Raw genomic sequence first — 15,926 nt, 5'->3', positions numbered from 1 at the left:
AAATGCCCGGCCTTCACACGACGAAAGGCTAAGGCGTAAACTGCTGCGACTGGCGTTCGTCTGATAGGAAGGCCGGTAATCGGAGCCGGAAATGGCAGAGAAGAAGGTCGTGGTCGCGGGCGCCACGGGATTGGTGGGAAATGCCGCATTGCGGCACTTCGGCGCCGCCGGGGGATGCGACGTTCTGGCGCTGTCGCGGCGCAGGCCGGGCGAGCTCCATGGCTCCAGGCACGTGCCGATCGACCTCACCGATCCCGTGCAGTGCCGGCGCGCCGCAACCGAATTGCAGGGCGCCACCCATCTTGTCTATGCCGCGCTCTATGAAGCGCCCAATCTGGTCGACGGCTGGCGCGATCAGGATCAGATCCGCACCAACGATCTGATGCTGCGCAATCTGATGGCCGCGCTCGAGCCGGTCGCGCCGCAGCTTCGGCATGTCGCACTTCTGCAGGGCACCAAGGCCTATGGCGTCCACGTCCGCCCGCTCACCGTGCCGGCGCGCGAAGGCCGCTCGGAAATGTACGAGCAGCCGAATTTCTACTGGGCGCAGGAGAATTTTCTGCGCGAGCTGCAGCAGGGCAAAGCCTGGCACTGGAGCATTTTGCGTCCCGTCCTGATCGTCGGTGAGACGATCGGCGGCGCGATGGACCTGATCCCGCCGCTCGGCGTCTACGCCGCCATGTTGCGCGAGCAAGGCCGCCCGCTCGACTATCCCGGCGGTGCCGCGCGGGTCTCGCAAGCGGTCGACGTCGATCTTCTGGCGCGCGCGATTGCCTGGGCCGGCGAGGCTGTGGCCGCGCGCAACGAAGCCTTCAACGTCACCAATGGCGACGTCTTCACCTGGGAGAATGTCTGGCCGGCGATAGCAGACGCGCTTGCCATGAAGCCGGGCAACGCCGTGCCGCTGTCGCTGGCGCAGGAATATCCCAAGTGGATCGCGCCGTGGGACGAGCTGCGGCGCAAGCACAATCTGATTTCGCCCGGCCTCGAAGAATTTGTCGGCCTGTCATTCCAGTACGCCGACTACAGCATGCGCTATGGCCAGACCCAAACAGGCCCGCCCTCGATCGTCTCGACCGTAAAGATCAACCAGGTCGGTTTTACTGACATGATGGATACCGAGGCGATGTTCCGGAAATGGTTCGGACTGGCGCGATCGAACCGCTTGCTGCCGTAGCACTCTCGGGGGCTGCGCCGATCCGCGCCGGATGCCATCATGATTTGACGGAATGGAAACATTGGAGCCTCAAGATGCTGGATCACGTCTCGCTGGGCGTCAGCGATTTCGAGCGGTCAAGGAAATTCTATGATCAGGCGCTCCGTCCGCTCGGCATCGAGCGCTTGTACGCTGACGGTCCAACCGCCGCCGGCTATGGGGCCGACCGGAAGGCATTCTTCTGGATCGGCGAGAAAAATGCTTCGCAAACCGGCAGCCACGTCGCCTTTGCGGCCCACGACCGGGAAACCGTGGACCGGTTTCACCAGGCCGCGCTCGCAGCCGGGGGACGCGACAACGGGCAACCGGGGCTGCGCCCGCAATATCACGAAAATTACTACGGGGCGTTCGTGCTCGATCCCGACGGCCACAACATCGAAGCGGTCTGCCGCAAGCCAACTTAGGCATGCCGCGATCTTTGAGCTTGCCTGATCTTATCGTTCCACTTCCTATTAAAGCTCGCGGCCAGCGCAAACGGGTGGGGTAGCTAAATGCCATTTCCGATTACTGAGCATGTCGTGAAGACGAAACGTCATACGACTGCCTATCTTGCGTGCGGCGCCCCCGATGCGCCGGTGATCAACTTCCTGCATGGATGGCCCGAACTGTCGATCAGCTGGCGTCACCAGTTGCCGGTGTTCGCCGAACTCGGATTTCGTTGCGTAGCGCCGGATATGCGTGGTTATGGCAAGTCCAGCGTCTATGCGCAGCACTCCGATTACGCTGTCGAAAACAGCGTGCGCGACATGATCGAACTGTTGGATTCGTTCGGGCGCGAGAAGGCCGTCTGGGTCGGGCACGACTGGGGAAGCCCTGTCGTCTGGGATATCGCCAGCCATCATCCCGATCGATGCCACGGCGTTGTCAATCTGTGCGTGCCTTATCTGCCGGGCGGCTTCGCGCCGAAAAACTTCCTGCCGCTGGTGGATCGCACCCTCTACCCGGAGAGCAAATTCCCGGCGGGTCAGTGGGAGTATCAATTATTTTACCAGGAGAATTTTCCGGCCGCCTCGGCCGCCTTCGAGGCCAACACGCGCAACACCGTGAAGGCGCTGTTCCGCAAGGGCAATCCGGCGGGGCGCGGCCAGCCGTCTCGCACGGCACTGATACGTCAGGAGGGCGGCTGGTTTGGCGGCGCGGGCAGGGCGCCCGACGTGCCTGTCGATACCGATGTGCTGACCGAAGCGGACCTTGCCGCGTACACGGCGGCGCTGGAACGCAACGGCTTTTTCGGTCCGGACTCCTGGTACATGAACCACGATCGGAACGTGGCCTACGCGGCAAAGGCGGTCAACGGCGGCAAGCTCGGCATGCCGGTGCTGTTCCTGCATGCGGCGCATGATGTGACCTGCGATACAATGGGCTCCCGCCTTGCCGAACCGATGCGCGAGTACTGTGTGAATCTGACCGAGGTGGTCGTTCAGTCCGGTCACTGGATGGCGCAGGAATCCCCGGTCGCCGTCAACGCGGCGTTGGCGAAGTGGCTGGCAACGAAGTTGGACAGCGTCTGGGCGCCATGATGGCCCCGCCCAACTGCGACTACACCTTGGGGTGCATGAGAAGCGCGTAGATTTCGGCTACCCGATCAACCGATATTCCATTTCGCTGTTCGACCGCCAAAGGATGATCGGTGGGCTCCAGTTCGATATAGGGGCGGATGCCGTCGTCCCTGAGGTGCGCACGAGTCTTGAGGTTCTCGGTGCTTGGATAGAGCGGTAGTTCGGCGGAGAGCCAGCCAAAGAACGGGCCGATGTGCGATCTCTTTGGCGTATCGTAACAAGCCTTGAACTCGGCGAAGTGGGCCTGGCTGAGTGAGACCCAAACTCCCCAGGAAAACGCGTCCGCTTCACCATGGACCGGGATTTCGAGACAGCCGCGGACAAAGAAATGCGCTTGATTAACGATGCAGGTGTCCGAATCCAGCACGCATCTCTTGCCGCGCTCTTCGTCCGGGATGCCATAAAAATACAACGGCGCGTTCGCACCGAAAGTGGGCATTCCTTCATGCCACTCGTCGCAGGAAGTGCACTTGAAGCGAAACATGGCTGCGGCCCCGTAGAATCCGTCGAACTGGCATGTGTCAAGCCGTCAGTCCTTGCAGACCATGGTAGCCGATTCTGGAGGGCGGGAGCGAAATCCGCGAGATGCCTCAACCAGGTCCGCCGAACTTCGCTTCCATCGCCTTGCGCGTCTTGATGGTGTCATTGCCTTCGTCGACCTCGACATCGCTCCAGCGTACCACGACGCCGTGAGCGACGTTGTTCTTCAGCTTGACGCGATGGGCGAGACCAATCGGCAGCGCGCCGGCTTTGAGGCTTGCGGCCGCCGGCATCAGCTTGCCCCATACCGTGTAGCCACCTTCGCCGTCGAGCATTTCGCCGGCGCGCAGATCGCGTTTCGCGACTGAGGCAACGTCGCCGCGAAAACCGTGCGGTTGTCCGGTTGGCTCGCCCCGCAACGCCGCCGACAGGATCGAGATGTTCAGCTCCAGTCCGATCAGGTGATACGGCTTGTACATCGCGGCGAACCGCCCTGACGCGTCGGTCTTCAGCCCGTATTGCTTGAAACAATCCGCGGCGTAATCGTTAGGCGCTTCCAGCACGACGTAGACGCCCCAGCGCAGATCGCGAAACACCGGGCGGCCGTCGCGCTCAAGCGATGACACCACTTCGACCACGCCGGATTTCTCGAGCACGCCGCCTTGGTCGCGCGGCCGCATCACATGGGGCAGGTCGTCGACGCCGCAGGGCGGAAACTCTAGGCCGCCCGTGGGCACGTCGAGCTGGCAAGCGTTGGCGATTGCCGCCATCTCGATCGCGGATTTGGTGCCGTCGAGAAACGAGTTGAACATTTGCGGATTCATGCCGGCCGACTGCGCTTCATCGGCGGTGAGGCCGTAGTGGGTCCAGACGCCTTCCGGCGTCACGTCATGATAGGCCGGCAGATACTTTGTACCTTTGCCGGCGGCTACAACCCGGAATCCGGTCGCGCGCGCCCAGTCCACCATCTCTGATGTCAGCGCCGGCTGATCGCCATAGGCCAGTGAATAGACCACGCCGGCCTTGCGGGCTTCGTCGGCGAGCAGGGGGCCTGCCAGCACATCGGCCTCGACATTGACCATCACGACATGCTTGCCGGCCGCAATCGCCGCGCGGGCATGCCGGATGCCGACGGCGGGATTGCCGGTCGCTTCCACCACGACATCCATCGCCCCGCCTGCGATCGCGCGCGCGCCATCATCGGTGAAGGCGGTTCGTGCGATCCGCTCCTGGTCCCAGCCGACCGTGCGGCACGCCTCGCGCGCGCGGTCGCGGTCGAGATCGATGATCAGCGGCACCTCGAGCCCAGGCGTGTGCGGCACCTGCGCCAGGAACATCGAGCCGAACTTGCCGGCGCCGATCAGCGCGACGCGAACCGGTTTGCCCGCCGCATGGCGGGCCTGGAGGAGGTGGTGGAGGTTCATGGCGGTGTCCGATCGAGCCGTCATTCCGGGATGCGCCACTTGGCGCAGACCCGGAATCCAGAGGTGAAAGGCGATATCGAGATTCTCAGATGTGCAATAGCACATCTTAGTTCGACGCTATCGCGTCGCCCCGGAATGACGGCGTGAAGCCTACTCCGCCGCTTGGCGATGCGCCCGCGCCAATCGCAGCAGCGCATCGTCATCGACGGTCTGGATCGGCGTGAAATCGCGGTGGGCGATATATTCCGGCCGCGTCGGGGTGCGGATGTAATTGGAGACCGCATTCAGCGTCAGGTAGACGATTTTTCGCGGATAGGGCGTGATGTTGCCGGCCGAACCGTGCACCAGATTGCCGTGGAACATCAGCATGCCGCCGGCCTTGCCGGTCGGCGCGACGATGCCGCCTTCCTTCACCAGCCTCGTCACCGTGGCCTCGTCCAGCGTCCACAGCGGATAGGAGGTGGTCTCGAGATCGTGCGAGGCCTTGAGGTCGCCGGCGTGCTGGCTCTTCGGCACCAGCATCAGGGGACCGTTGATCGGCATCACCTCGTCGAGGAAGATCGCGATATTCATCGCGCGCGGCTGCGGCATGCCGTCGTCGCGCTTCCAGGTGCCGTAATCCTGATGCCACTGCCAGACGTCGCCGGTGAAGGCGGATTTGGCGTTGATCTTGTACTGATGCATGTAGACTTTTTCGCCGAACACCTGCTCGACCGGATCGATCATGCGCGGATGCGCGCCGAGCACGCCGAACGCCTCGTTGTAGAGATGGGCGGCAAAGGCCGTGCGCGGCGCGCCGCTCTTCTCGCGCCACACCTCGGGCCGGTCGGCGTCGTAGATGCCTTCGGCCTCGCGCGCGAGATAGGCCACTTCCTCAGGGCTGAACAGCTCGGGCAGAAACAGCCAGCCCTCGCGGTTGAAATATTCGATCTGTTCTTGCGTGAGTTTCATGTCTTCTCTCCCTTTTGCTTTTCTCTCTATCTGTCATTCCGGGGCGCGCAACGCGCGAACCCGGAATCTCGAGGTTCCGGGTTCGATGCTTCGCATCGCCCCGGAACGACGGCGTTTCGGCTTACGCCGCCTTGTCAGTCGCCCTCAGTCTTTCCTCCGTCATCCGTCCCGCCGTCTGCGCATGCGCCAACGCCGCGGCCTCGGCGTCCCCGGCATTGCCGGCAAGGATCTGCACGGCGATCGCCTCGTGTTCGCTCCAGGCGCTGTCGCGGTAATCGAGTTCGGCCAGCACGGTGGCCATCGAGCGGCGCATATGCGGCCATTGCGGCGCGATCATTTCCTCGATCGCAGGGTTCCCTGCGAGACGGTAGATCGCGCTGTGAAAGTCGACGTCGAGCGCAATCAGCCGCGCCAGCGGGGTGTCCTCGCCGATGGTCCGGCCGGCCTGCAGTGCCGCTTCCAACGCCGCGCGCCCGGCCGTGTCGGTCTTCACGCGTCCGGCGGCAAGCCGTGCCGCCAGGGCGTCGATGGCCCCGCGGACCTCGTAGAGCTGCCGGATACGGGCCGGATCGAGTTCGGTGACCTCGAACCCCCGGCGGCCGCTCTCGGCCACCAGGCCCTGCCGGTGCAGCAGATGCAGGGCGTGGGAAACCGGCTGGCGCGATACGCCAAGCTTCTCGGCCAGCTCGTTCTGGGTGATGCGTTGCCCGGGCGGCAGGGTGCGATCGATGATCGCCTCGAGGATCCGGGCATAAACCTGGTCGATCAGGTTGGGGAGCGGATCTAACGGGATCATGCCAGCCGCCAAATTGGAATACGGAATTCTGTATTCGGTATTGATACCCCTGGCTGGCTGCACGGTCAAGGGGGCTTTGACGTGTGGAACTCCGGCCGAAGCTAGCCGGGCGCAAGCACCTCCACGTCGAACGTGCCGATCGCTTCCGCGTCCGCCACCGCGTCCACCGCCGATATCCGCTCGCCGCTGATGGTCAGCCGCAGCACGATGCGCAATTGCCCGCCGAGGACGACGGCGACCGCCAGCGCGCCGTCGACCAGCGCAGGCTTTGCGGCCTGGGCGCGGCCTTTGAAGGTTTCGGCAACCGCTGCAGCGCCGCGGATTTCCGGCAGCGAACCCAGCCGCTGGGCGGCCTGGTCGGCACGGAACACCACGTCAGGATCCAGCACCGCGAGCAGCCCTTCGAAATCACCGCTGCGCGAGGCCGCCAGGAACGCATCGACGATCTGTTTCTGGCGGCTGAAATCGGCGTCCGGCGCGGGCGGGGTGCCCTGCACCCGGCGGCGGGCGCGGCTGGCGAGTTGCCTCGCTGCGGCGGGCGTGCGGCCGACGATCGGCGCGATCTCCTCAAAGGGAACGGCGAACATGTCGTGCAGCACGAAGGCCAGCCGTTCGGCCGGCGCCAGCGTCTCCAGCACCACCAACAGCGCCGCGCCGACGGAATCGGCCATATCAGCATCGCGCTCGTGCTCGTCGTTGGCGATGGGTTCCGCCACATCCGGGCCCATCGGTTCCTCGCGCCGCGATTTGCGCGCCCGCAGCATGTCGAGGCAGACGCGGGCGACCACCGTGGTCAGCCAGCCGCCGAGGTTTTCGACCGCACCGGTATCGGTGCGGCTCAAGCGCAACCATGTCTCCTGCACGGCATCGTCGACCTCGGCGGTCGATCCCAGCATGCGGTAGGCCACCGCCCGCAAATGGCCCCGGTTGGCCTCGAATTTCTCAGCCAGAAATTTTTTCTCGTCCATCGGTCACATTCCCATGTCGCGTTCCGTCTTGGTCATGACGAACGAAACCGTGCCGATGTGACAGCAAATCGGCATGGCGGCGTCAAAAACGAACAAAATTGGATGGAGAAGCAAAGATGATGCAGGCTCGAATGAACCACCCCGTCATGGTCGTTCCCGACGCCATGAAGGCGCTGCACTCGCTCGGCGAACTGACCAAGAACAGCTTGCCGGAAAAGCTGCTCGAACTGGTGCATCTGCGCGCCAGTCAGATCAACGGCTGCAGCGTCTGCGTCGACATGCACCCCAAGCTCGCCAAGAAAGCCGGCGAGACCGATGAGCGGCTGTTCGCGGTCGCGGCCTGGCACGACACGCCTTACTTCACGGAAGCCGAGCGCGCCGCATTGGCCCTGACGGAAGCGCTGACCCGCATCAGCGACCGCGCCGACCCGGTGCCGGATGCGATCTGGAATGAGGCCGACAAGCATTTCGATGAGCAGGAGCTTGCGGCGCTGGTCCTGGCGATCGCCAACATCAATGTCTGGAACAGGCTCAACGTCGCCGTGCGCCAGCCGGTGGGCGTCTGGAAGGTGTGAGGGGCGGTTACGCGGGGGGCCGGCCCGGAATCCCGGGACACTGGCCGAAATTCCAGTGCGCGGGCTCGTGCTTAATTTACCTGCGCGAGCTAAAGAACAAGCCTGGCCGATCCCGATCGGCCGGGCTTTTTCGTTTGTCTCCGCCATCCATTCCGGTCCGCCCGTTATGTCAGAGCCCCGAGCCATGTTGCGACCGTCGATCCGGAAACGAATCCTTGCCATCGCGGTCGGGCTGATCGTCCTGATGGCGATCACATCGGTTCTTTCGACGGTGATGACGCGAAAGGTCGCCCACCAGCTCGATGAACTCAGCGGCAAATATGTCGAGGCCTACGGGCACCTGGCGCGGATGAATGTCCGCTCGCTGGAGCAGGCGCTGGCCGTCCGCCGAATGGTGATCGCAAAGACGCAGTCACCGCCGGACGACGCCGCTTTTGCGGAGCACCAGAAGACCTATGAGGCGAAAGGCCTGGAAATCGATCAGGAAGCGCAGGCCGCGCGGGTGCTGATCAATGCGATCATCGACGATACCTCGACCGATTCCGATAACGCCAGGCTCGGCCGGATCGACGACCGGATCGAGAACGTCAACAAAGACCTTCGCCGCTACTTAAGCGATGAGAACAAGCGGATGTTGCCGCTGCTCGCAGCCGGCAATTTCGCCGAGGTAAGGGCGAGCCTCGCCCGGGCCGATACGCTGCGCGACGATTTCAACCAGAAGGTCGAGGAAATCCGAAAAGATATGCTGGCGCAGGTCCGCAGCGATGCCGTGGTGACGATGCGGGACCAGCAAAAGGCCATCGTGATCTCCATGATCCTGACGGTGCTGGCGGCTGTATTGGGGTTGATGTTCGCGATCTTCGTCAGCATGGGCATCACCCGGCCGGTCCGGCGGCTGCTGGATGGCACCCGCGCCGTCGAGGCCGGCCGCCTCGATGGATCGATCGACGTCACCACGCGGGACGAGATCGGCCAGCTCACGTCCGCGTTCAACAACATGGTCGAGCAACTGCGTCACAAGGAGAAGATGCGCGAGACCTTCGGCCGCTATATCGACCCGCGCGTCGTGGAAGGATTGATCAACCGTCAATCGCTGACCACAACCGACGGCGAGCGCCGCGTGATGACGGTGCTGTTCTGCGACATGAAGGGTTTTACCAGCCTCAGCACGGGCATGACGCCGCAGGGGCTGGTCAAGGTAATGAACCATTATCTGTCGACGATGTCGGGGCCGATCCGCAACCATCATGGCATCATCGACAAATATATCGGCGACGCGATCATGGCCTATTGGGGTCCTCCGTTCAACGAAGACGGCGAACAGGCGCGGCTGGCCTGTTTGGCTGCGATCGACATGGCTCGCCGTGGTACGGCGTTGCGGACGGAGCTTCCCGAATTGCTCGACGTGCGCACGGTGCCGAGCGATTGCGACGTCCGTATCGGCGTTGCGACCGGCGAGGTGCTGGTCGGCAGCATCGGTTCGGAATTCATGATGAGCTACACGGTGATGGGCGATGCGGTGAATCTGGCGTCGCGGCTGGAGGGCGCCAACAAGGCCTATGGCAGCCATTGTCTGGTCTCGGCGCCGACCATCGCCGCAGCCGGTGACGGATTAGCGTTTCGCGAGATCGATCGTCTCGTCGTGGTCGGCCAGAGCCAGCCGGAGACGGTGTTCGAGATCATCGGGCGCGAGGACGAACTCACGCCGGAGCAGGTGTCGCTGCTGGACAGCTATTCGAAAGGGCTCGCCGCCTATCGCGAGCGCCGTTGGGACGACGCGCGCCACGCCTTCAGCGCCGGGCTCGACGCGGTCCCCGGCGACGGTCCGTCCAGGGCGTTTATCAAACGCATCAGTGAGTTTCAGGCAAACCCGCCTGCCGCCGATTGGGACGGCGCATGGCGTCTCGATGAAAAGTGATCAACCGGCAGGGCTCACGCCGCCAGGAACTCCATCACGGCCTCGGAATACTCCTGCGGCGCCTGATCGAAGATCCAGTGGCGGGCGCCGGGGATCATGGCCGTCCTGGCGCCCGGAATATGCTGTGCCAGCACGCGCCAGATCTGGGCCAGCGAGCCCTGGGTGTCGCCGCCGCCGATCAGCAAGGTCGGCGCCCTGATCGATTCCGCTTCGCTGCGTGAAAATGGCCGGCGTTTCTCGCCGACCTGGCCGATCAGCGTATAAGCGTTGTCGCGGAGCTGCTGTTTAGGCGCAGCCGGCAGCCGCTTCCAGGTGCCCTCGCCATCGATCATGTCGACGATCAGGTCAAGCGCGCCGTCGATATCGCCGGCTTTTACTTTCTCCACCGCAGCCGGTATCCGCGCCGCAATCGCCGACGAACCCGGGCCCGCACCGGCTGAACTGAGCGTGGCGTCGAGGTCGCCGCCGGGCTCGGCGAGCACCAGCTTGCGCAATAGATCCGGCCGCTGCTCGGCGACGCGAAAGGCGATATGACCACCGCGGGAATGGCCCATCAGGTCGACGGGGCCGAGTTTCAGCTGCTCGATGAAGCCGATCACGTCGGCAACATGCTGCGCCATCAGATAGTCGTTGCCGACGCCGTCCCAGTGCTCCGGGAAAAAGTGCCGCAGGCTGAGCGAGATCACGCGGTGTTTTTTCGACAGCGGTCCGAGCACCGGATACCAGGTGCGGAAGTCGCCGAGCGTGCCGTGGACGCAGACCAGCGGCGCGCCCTGTCCGACGTCGAGATAGGCGATGTCGCAGCCGTTGACGGGAAGCGTTTGCATGGGATCAAGCCTCTGCCAGGAACGCGAGCACGATCTCGCAATATTTCTGTGGCGCCTGTTCGAACATCGGATGCGTGGCGCGGGGGATCATCTCGGTGCGGGACCCCTTCACGTTCGCGGCCAGCGCACGCAGCACCAGCGGCGGCGTGCCCCTGGTGTTGGCGCCGCCGATGAACAGCGTCGGTGTCTTGATCGCTTCGGCATCCGCCTTGGAGAATGGCGGACGGGAGTCGCGCATCTGCCCGATCATCGTGGTGGCGTTGTCGCGCAGCAATTGCTTCGGCGTCGCCGGCATCCGCTTCCAGGCGCCGGGGCCTTCCAGCGCGTCGATGAAGATGGCAAGCCCGCCATCGATATCGCCCTTGGCGATGACTTCCGCGGAGGCGGCAATTCGGGCCGCCAGCGGCGAGGGGCCGGGCTTGTAGGCGGGATCGAGCGAAGCGTCGAGTTCGCCGCCGGGCTCGGCCAGGATCAGCCTGCGCAACAGGTCCGGCCGGCGCTGCGCGACGCGAAACGTAATGTGCCCGCCGCGGGAATGGCCCATCAGATCGACCGGTCCAATGCCGAGTTTCTCGATGAAGGCAATCACGTCGTCGACATGCTGCGCGATCGAATAGGTATCGCCGACGCCGTCCCAATGATCCGGGAAGAAATGCCGCAGCGACGGCGCGATCACGCGGTGATTTTTCGACAGCAACCCCATCACCGACGACCAGATCCGGAAGTCGCACAGCGAGCCGTGCACGCACACCAGCGGCGGGCTACTACCGGCCTCGAGATAGGCCATGTCGAAGCCGTTGACGGGGAGGGTTTGCATGCGGGGCTCGGTGTGCGGGGGGCGGCGCCATTGAATGGCGCGGTGAATATCCCACATCATCGGAAGTTGTTTATGCCGTCAAGTTCCCTCAGGTTTCGGGTGGATAGCAACAATCTCCAAGCCTAGATTTGGGACCAGCATCAAGCTCAAACTATCGGAGCGAGAGGATCTGGAGCGAGATCATGACCGAACAGCAATTTGCGATTTTCGATACCCCGATCGGCCGCTGTGGCATCGTGTGGGGCGAGCGCGGCATTGTGTCGGTGCAACTGCCGATGGGCGACGAGAAGAAGACCCGCACCCGGCTGCAGCAGCGCCATGGCGACATCGACGAGGCGCAGCCGCCGGCCAAAGTGCAGGCCGCCATCGAGGGGATTGTCGAACTCCTGGCCGGCAAGCCGAACGATCTGGCGGATGTCGTGCTCGACCTCGACGGCGTGCCCGCATTCAACCGCGGCGTCTACGACATCGCGCGCACCATACCGCCGGGCCAGACCATGACCTATGGCGACATCGCGAAAAAGCTCGGCGGCGTCGAGCTGTCGCGCGACGTCGGCCAGGCGCTCGGCCGCAACCCCTGTCCGATCGTGGTGCCGTGCCACCGCGTGCTGGCGGCGGGCAACAAGCCGGGCGGCTTTTCCGCCAATGGCGGCGTGGTGACGAAATTGAAGATGCTGGCGATCGAAGGCGCGGTGGTGAACCACACGCCGAACCTGTTCGATTGAGCAGTTTCACCGTCCCTTGAAATTCGGCGGCCGCTTCTCGTTGAACGCCAGCACGCCTTCGCGGCGGTCCTCGGTCGGCACCATCCGGTTATAGGCCTCGATCTCGAGCGCCAGGCCGTCGCGCAGCGATGATTGCAGGCCGCGGTGGATCGCAAGCTTGGCCTGGCGGGTCGAGATCGGGGCGTTGCGGGCGATGTGCGAGGCGGTCGCCAGCGCTTCGCGCAGCAAATAGGCTTGCGGAAATACTTCGTTCACGAGCCCCGAATCGCGCGCCTGCGCCGCCGTGAACGGCTTGCCGGTCAGGATCAGTTCCTTGGCCCGGCGCTCGCCGACCGCGCGGGGCAGGGTTTGCGTGCCGCCGCCGCCCGGCATGATGCCGAGCGTGACCTCGGTCAGGGCAAAGCGCGCGCCTTCGGCGGCGTAGAGGAAATCGCAAGCGCCTGCGATCTCGCAGCCGCCGCCATAGGCCGCGCCATTGACGGCGCCGATGATCGGGACCGGGCAATCGATCAGCGCCCGCACCATCCGCTCGAAGATCACGTGCTGGCGCGTCCATTGCTCGTCGGTCATGCCGCGGCGCTCCTTGAGGTCGCCGCCGGCGCAGAACGCCTTGTCGCCGGATCCAGTCAGGACGATGCAGCGCAGATTTGCCGGGTCGAGCGCCACATCCTCGAAACAGCGCACGAGATCGCGGCCCATCTGGGTGTTGAGCGCATTGGAGGCGTTCGGCCCGGTTCAGCCGAACGATCGTCACGTGCTCGTCCACTCGCTCCAGCGCGAGGGTTTCGAAGCCGGGCGTATCCTGGGCCGCACTCATATCGCCTCGCAGGTAAATCCGTTGCCGGCGCGGCGGATTTTGCCTGTCGACGGCGAGGGGAAATGCGCGGTGCAGCACAGCGTGTCGGTGTCGCAATAGCGTTCGAGGAAGCTGCGGCGCGTGACGCCCGCCTGCGCCTGATCGACGTCGAACTTGACCGACATTTCCGGATAGCGCGTTTGCAGCGGCGAATGCATCAGATCGCCCGAGAATACCGCATCGTCCTTGCCGCGGCCGAAGGTGAAGGCGAGATGGCCGGGCGTGTGGCCCGGCGTCGGCAAGAGGCGCGCGTGATCGCCGATCGCAAAATCGTCGCGCACGATCTCGGACTGCCTGGCTTCGACCACCGGCAACACGCTGTCGCCGAACGGCGGCACGGGTGTTTTTGAATTTGTCTCGGTCCAGTAATCGAACTCGGCCTTGCCGAACACGTAACGCGCCTTCGGGAAGGTCGGCACCCAGCGGCCGTTTTCCAGCCTCGTGTTCCAGCCGACATGGTCGACATGCAGATGCGTACACATCACATAATCGATATCGCCGACTGAGAAGCCTGCCGCGGCGAGCGCGCGCGCGTAAGCGTCGTCGGTCTTCATGTTCCATTTCGGACGCAGCGGCCGCGGCTTGTCGTTGCCGATGCAGCTGTCGATCAGGATGGTGTGGTGCGGCGTCTTCACGATGTAGGACTGGAAACACAGGATCAGCACGTCATTGGCGTCGAGCGCGCCGGCCTTCTGCATCCAGCCGCGATTTTCCGCCAGCACTTCCGGCGTCAGCCCCGGCAGCATCTCCAGCGCCGGCAAGAACGTGGTTTCCTGCTCGATGATGCGGTGGATGGTGAGATCGCCGACGGTGAATTTCAGGCTCATGGCTTTTCCTTGTTCTTGCTGTCGCGAACGGCGGGAAGGATGTAGTTCGCCATCATGTCGAGCGCCCCGTCACCCTGGCCCGGCCGAAAGTAAAGCCCGGAAGTCGTCATAACCACAAGGTCGCGGTCGGGCACGATGAAAATGCGCTGGCCGCCCGATCCCATCGCGGCGATCCACTTCACTTCCGTCTCCAGCGCGATCGAGCGGCCCAGCCACCATTGCTGGCCGTAGAAAAACAGCCCGCTGAAATAGCCGATCGCCTGAAACCGTGGCCGGACCGATTGCTCGATCCATTCCGGCGAGACGATTGGTTTCCCGCCCCATTCGCCGCGGTTGAGCACGACCTTTCCGATCTTGGCGGCATCGCGCGGCCGCATCCGCAGGCCGACGGCGGATGCGACCTTCCCGTTCTTGGGATAATCCTTCCATTCAAAATCGGTAATGCCGAGCGGCTGGAACAGAACTTCGCGCGCGAACGCTTCGAGCGGCTTGCCGGAAACGCGCTCGAGGATATTGCCGAGCAAATCGGTCCCGCCGCCATTATAGGTCCACACCGCGTCCGGTGGCTTTGCGATCGGCTTCGACAGGATGTAGCGGATCGGGTCGCTCTCGCTGCCCAAATGCGGTTCGTCGTTCTTCGGATCATTCCAGGCGCGGTTCTCGTCCCACTGCATGCCGGACGACATTGTGAGCAGATGGCGGAGCGTGACCTGGTCCCAGCCCGGCGATTTGGCGGAAGCGTATTCCGGATAGAATTTGACGACGGGCTCGTCTGCGCTCGCGATCAGCTTGCGGTCGATCGCGATGCCGACCAAAAGCGAGATCACGCTCTTCGAGGCCGAGCGCATGTCGTGCCTGGTGGTGGCGTCGAACGCGTGCTGGCCGCCGCCCTGGCCCCAGGGCTCGTCATAGCCGTGAAAATATTGTTCGAACACCAGCTTGCCGTGGCGAACGATGACCACGGCGTGGACGTTGGCCTGAGTTTCCTTCAGGCGTGCCGCGATAGTGCAGAGCCGCGCGCCATCGAGGCCGACGCTTTCGGGGGAGGCGATGGCCCAGCCATCGTCCAGGGTGGTGGGCGTTCCGCAAGCCATGCCGGTTTGTCCTCGCGCAGTCACGGACGCCGACAGCAGGAGCACGGCGGCGATGCCGAGGCGCCGCAATTTCCTGCCGCCCTCACGCATGCTGCCGTCTCCATTGTTACGCCGGCGGCGGTACCGAGATTTTCACCGACGGCCGCTCCAGCATTTTCTGATGGAAGGCATCGAGCTTCGGAAACGCCTTGCGCCAGCCGCAATCGGCGAAGCGGAAATCGGCATAGCCGAGCACGCAGACGAGGCCGATCTGCACGATGTCGAACGGCCGCGACAGCACGTCGGGCTTGTTCTCGAACCGCGCCATCCCGGTCCAGGCCCGGTTCCAGTGGTCGTCGGACCAGGCCTGCCATTGCAGCCCCTGCGGCCGCACCATTTTCTCGTAGCGGCACAGCAGCATGGCATCGAGCATGCCCTGCAGCAGCGCATGATCGGTCTTGACCTGCCAGCGGGTCGGGCCGGAGGCCGGGATCAGTCTGTTGCCGCCCGCAAGCTCGTCGAGATATTCGACGATGACGTAGGAATCCAGGATGACGTCGCCATTGTCCAGGATCAGCACCGGCAGCTTCTTCAGCGGCGTGATCTTCGAATATTCCTCGTTGGCCGTGCCGGGCGCCACCGTCGCCGAAATGAATTCGATCTTGTCGATCATCCCGGTCTCGATCGCGGCGATGCGGACCTTGCGGGCGAATGGCGAGGCGGGAGAGAAGCTGAGTTTCATGCGGTGTTCCTAAGCAATACGAAGGACGGAAATCAGTTCGTCATTGCCTGCAACAAACGCAGAGCGCTTGTGCAAGGGAGCGAAGCGAAGCAATCCATCGGGCCGCGAGGAAGTGTGGATTGCTTCGTCGCTTCGCTCCCTTGCACAAACGCTACGCGTTTGTTGCAGGCAA

Annotated in this window: 17 protein-coding genes; 6 read left to right on the top strand and 11 right to left on the bottom strand. The window is 63.8% G+C overall.

What is annotated here, in order from left to right; translation table 11 throughout:
• Positions 1-91: 91 nt before the first annotated feature.
• The 3 genes from JQ567_RS08470 to JQ567_RS08460 all read left to right on the top strand — a co-directional run bounded on the left by JQ567_RS08470 (position 92) and on the right by JQ567_RS08460 (position 2,736).
• Positions 92-1,177, top strand: coding sequence for an SDR family oxidoreductase (locus tag JQ567_RS08470; protein ID WP_212438397.1), 1,086 nt, complete (start codon positions 92-94; stop codon positions 1,175-1,177).
• 74 nt (positions 1,178-1,251) lie between these two features.
• Positions 1,252-1,620, top strand: coding sequence for a VOC family protein (locus tag JQ567_RS08465; protein WP_212438396.1), 369 nt, complete (start codon positions 1,252-1,254; stop codon positions 1,618-1,620).
• Between the two features lie 87 nt (positions 1,621-1,707).
• Positions 1,708-2,736 (top strand): alpha/beta fold hydrolase, encoded by a 1,029-nt coding sequence (locus tag JQ567_RS08460; RefSeq protein WP_212438395.1) that lies wholly within the window; start codon positions 1,708-1,710, stop codon positions 2,734-2,736.
• A 19-nt stretch (positions 2,737-2,755) separates the two neighbouring features.
• Here the strand turns inward: JQ567_RS08460 and JQ567_RS08455 are convergent, their stop codons facing one another.
• From JQ567_RS08455 to JQ567_RS08435, 5 genes are all read right to left on the bottom strand, one after another.
• Complete coding sequence (locus JQ567_RS08455) at positions 2,756-3,259, bottom strand: DUF2199 domain-containing protein (RefSeq protein WP_212438394.1); 504 nt, start codon at positions 3,257-3,259, stop codon at positions 2,756-2,758.
• Between the two features lie 106 nt (positions 3,260-3,365).
• Entirely contained in the window at positions 3,366-4,679 is a 1,314-nt protein-coding gene (locus JQ567_RS08450; protein ID WP_212438393.1) for an NAD(P)H-dependent oxidoreductase, read from the bottom strand.
• Positions 4,680-4,829: 150 nt separating this feature from the next.
• The gene (locus JQ567_RS08445) at positions 4,830-5,630 is read right to left on the bottom strand and encodes a phytanoyl-CoA dioxygenase family protein (RefSeq protein ID WP_212438392.1); all 801 of its coding nucleotides are present in this window, start codon (positions 5,628-5,630) and stop codon (positions 4,830-4,832) included.
• Between the two features lie 121 nt (positions 5,631-5,751).
• A complete protein-coding gene (locus JQ567_RS08440; protein ID WP_212438391.1) occupies positions 5,752-6,426 on the bottom strand; it encodes a GntR family transcriptional regulator in 675 nt (224 codons plus the stop codon).
• Positions 6,427-6,527: 101 nt separating this feature from the next.
• On the bottom strand, positions 6,528-7,394 hold the full coding sequence (locus tag JQ567_RS08435) for a sigma-70 family RNA polymerase sigma factor (RefSeq protein ID WP_212438390.1): 867 nt from the start codon (positions 7,392-7,394) through the stop codon (positions 6,528-6,530).
• Positions 7,395-7,513: 119 nt separating this feature from the next.
• On the opposite strand from JQ567_RS08435, the gene JQ567_RS08430 reads away from it, so the two are divergent.
• Both JQ567_RS08430 and JQ567_RS08425 read left to right on the top strand, forming a co-directional pair.
• Positions 7,514-7,969 (top strand): carboxymuconolactone decarboxylase family protein, encoded by a 456-nt coding sequence (locus tag JQ567_RS08430; RefSeq protein WP_212438512.1) that lies wholly within the window; start codon positions 7,514-7,516, stop codon positions 7,967-7,969.
• A 184-nt stretch (positions 7,970-8,153) separates the two neighbouring features.
• Positions 8,154-9,887: an adenylate/guanylate cyclase domain-containing protein gene (locus tag JQ567_RS08425; protein WP_212438389.1), complete on the top strand. Its 1,734-nt coding sequence runs from the start codon at positions 8,154-8,156 to the stop codon at positions 9,885-9,887.
• Between the two features lie 14 nt (positions 9,888-9,901).
• On the opposite strand, the gene JQ567_RS08420 is transcribed toward JQ567_RS08425, so the two are convergent.
• Together JQ567_RS08420 and JQ567_RS08415 are read right to left on the bottom strand one after the other, a co-directional pair.
• A complete protein-coding gene (locus JQ567_RS08420) occupies positions 9,902-10,714 on the bottom strand; it encodes an alpha/beta fold hydrolase (protein WP_212438388.1) in 813 nt (270 codons plus the stop codon).
• 4 nt (positions 10,715-10,718) lie between these two features.
• Positions 10,719-11,531 carry an alpha/beta fold hydrolase gene (locus tag JQ567_RS08415; protein WP_212438387.1) on the bottom strand — a complete coding sequence of 271 codons (813 nt, stop codon included), beginning with the start codon at positions 11,529-11,531 and terminating at the stop codon, positions 10,719-10,721.
• A gap of 182 nt (positions 11,532-11,713) precedes the next feature.
• Between JQ567_RS08415 and JQ567_RS08410 the strand changes: the two genes are divergently transcribed.
• Positions 11,714-12,256: a methylated-DNA--[protein]-cysteine S-methyltransferase gene (locus JQ567_RS08410; RefSeq protein WP_212438386.1), complete on the top strand. Its 543-nt coding sequence runs from the start codon at positions 11,714-11,716 to the stop codon at positions 12,254-12,256.
• Positions 12,257-12,262: 6 nt separating this feature from the next.
• Here the strand turns inward: JQ567_RS08410 and JQ567_RS08405 are convergent, their stop codons facing one another.
• From JQ567_RS08405 to JQ567_RS08390, 4 genes are all read right to left on the bottom strand, one after another.
• Complete coding sequence (locus tag JQ567_RS08405) at positions 12,263-12,955, bottom strand: enoyl-CoA hydratase/isomerase family protein (RefSeq protein WP_249165334.1); 693 nt, start codon at positions 12,953-12,955, stop codon at positions 12,263-12,265.
• A 114-nt stretch (positions 12,956-13,069) separates the two neighbouring features.
• Positions 13,070-13,939, bottom strand: coding sequence for an MBL fold metallo-hydrolase (locus tag JQ567_RS08400; protein ID WP_212438385.1), 870 nt, complete (start codon positions 13,937-13,939; stop codon positions 13,070-13,072).
• Positions 13,936-15,123: a serine hydrolase gene (locus JQ567_RS08395; protein WP_212438384.1), complete on the bottom strand. Its 1,188-nt coding sequence runs from the start codon at positions 15,121-15,123 to the stop codon at positions 13,936-13,938. The genes JQ567_RS08400 and JQ567_RS08395 overlap by 4 nt, the downstream gene beginning before the upstream one ends.
• A gap of 16 nt (positions 15,124-15,139) precedes the next feature.
• A complete protein-coding gene (locus JQ567_RS08390; RefSeq protein ID WP_212438383.1) occupies positions 15,140-15,754 on the bottom strand; it encodes a glutathione S-transferase family protein in 615 nt (204 codons plus the stop codon).
• Positions 15,755-15,926: the final 172 nt, after the last annotated feature.

It is taken from the genome of Bradyrhizobium sp. AUGA SZCCT0431 (assembly GCF_018131065.1).
In the GTDB taxonomy this organism is placed as follows: Bacteria; Pseudomonadota; Alphaproteobacteria; order Rhizobiales; family Xanthobacteraceae; genus Bradyrhizobium.
Note: the sequence above shows the minus strand (reverse complement) of the source record. Positions and strands in the feature narration are given on the sequence as shown.

Coding starts and splice junctions, on each gene's coding strand:
- JQ567_RS08470 (WP_212438397.1), top strand. CDS start 92: ATGGCAGAGAAGAAGGTCGTGGTCGCGGGCGCCACGGGATTGGTGGGA.
- JQ567_RS08465 (WP_212438396.1), top strand. CDS start 1,252: ATGCTGGATCACGTCTCGCTGGGCGTCAGCGATTTCGAGCGGTCAAGG.
- JQ567_RS08460 (WP_212438395.1), top strand. CDS start 1,708: ATGCCATTTCCGATTACTGAGCATGTCGTGAAGACGAAACGTCATACG.
- JQ567_RS08455 (WP_212438394.1), bottom strand. CDS start 3,259: ATGTTTCGCTTCAAGTGCACTTCCTGCGACGAGTGGCATGAAGGAATG.
- JQ567_RS08450 (WP_212438393.1), bottom strand. CDS start 4,679: ATGAACCTCCACCACCTCCTCCAGGCCCGCCATGCGGCGGGCAAACCG.
- JQ567_RS08445 (WP_212438392.1), bottom strand. CDS start 5,630: ATGAAACTCACGCAAGAACAGATCGAATATTTCAACCGCGAGGGCTGG.
- JQ567_RS08440 (WP_212438391.1), bottom strand. CDS start 6,426: ATGATCCCGTTAGATCCGCTCCCCAACCTGATCGACCAGGTTTATGCC.
- JQ567_RS08435 (WP_212438390.1), bottom strand. CDS start 7,394: ATGGACGAGAAAAAATTTCTGGCTGAGAAATTCGAGGCCAACCGGGGC.
- JQ567_RS08430 (WP_212438512.1), top strand. CDS start 7,514: ATGCAGGCTCGAATGAACCACCCCGTCATGGTCGTTCCCGACGCCATG.
- JQ567_RS08425 (WP_212438389.1), top strand. CDS start 8,154: ATGTTGCGACCGTCGATCCGGAAACGAATCCTTGCCATCGCGGTCGGG.
- JQ567_RS08420 (WP_212438388.1), bottom strand. CDS start 10,714: ATGCAAACGCTTCCCGTCAACGGCTGCGACATCGCCTATCTCGACGTC.
- JQ567_RS08415 (WP_212438387.1), bottom strand. CDS start 11,531: ATGCAAACCCTCCCCGTCAACGGCTTCGACATGGCCTATCTCGAGGCC.
- JQ567_RS08410 (WP_212438386.1), top strand. CDS start 11,714: ATGACCGAACAGCAATTTGCGATTTTCGATACCCCGATCGGCCGCTGT.
- JQ567_RS08405 (WP_249165334.1), bottom strand. CDS start 12,955: ATGGGCCGCGATCTCGTGCGCTGTTTCGAGGATGTGGCGCTCGACCCG.
- JQ567_RS08400 (WP_212438385.1), bottom strand. CDS start 13,939: ATGAGCCTGAAATTCACCGTCGGCGATCTCACCATCCACCGCATCATC.
- JQ567_RS08395 (WP_212438384.1), bottom strand. CDS start 15,123: ATGCGTGAGGGCGGCAGGAAATTGCGGCGCCTCGGCATCGCCGCCGTG.
- JQ567_RS08390 (WP_212438383.1), bottom strand. CDS start 15,754: ATGAAACTCAGCTTCTCTCCCGCCTCGCCATTCGCCCGCAAGGTCCGC.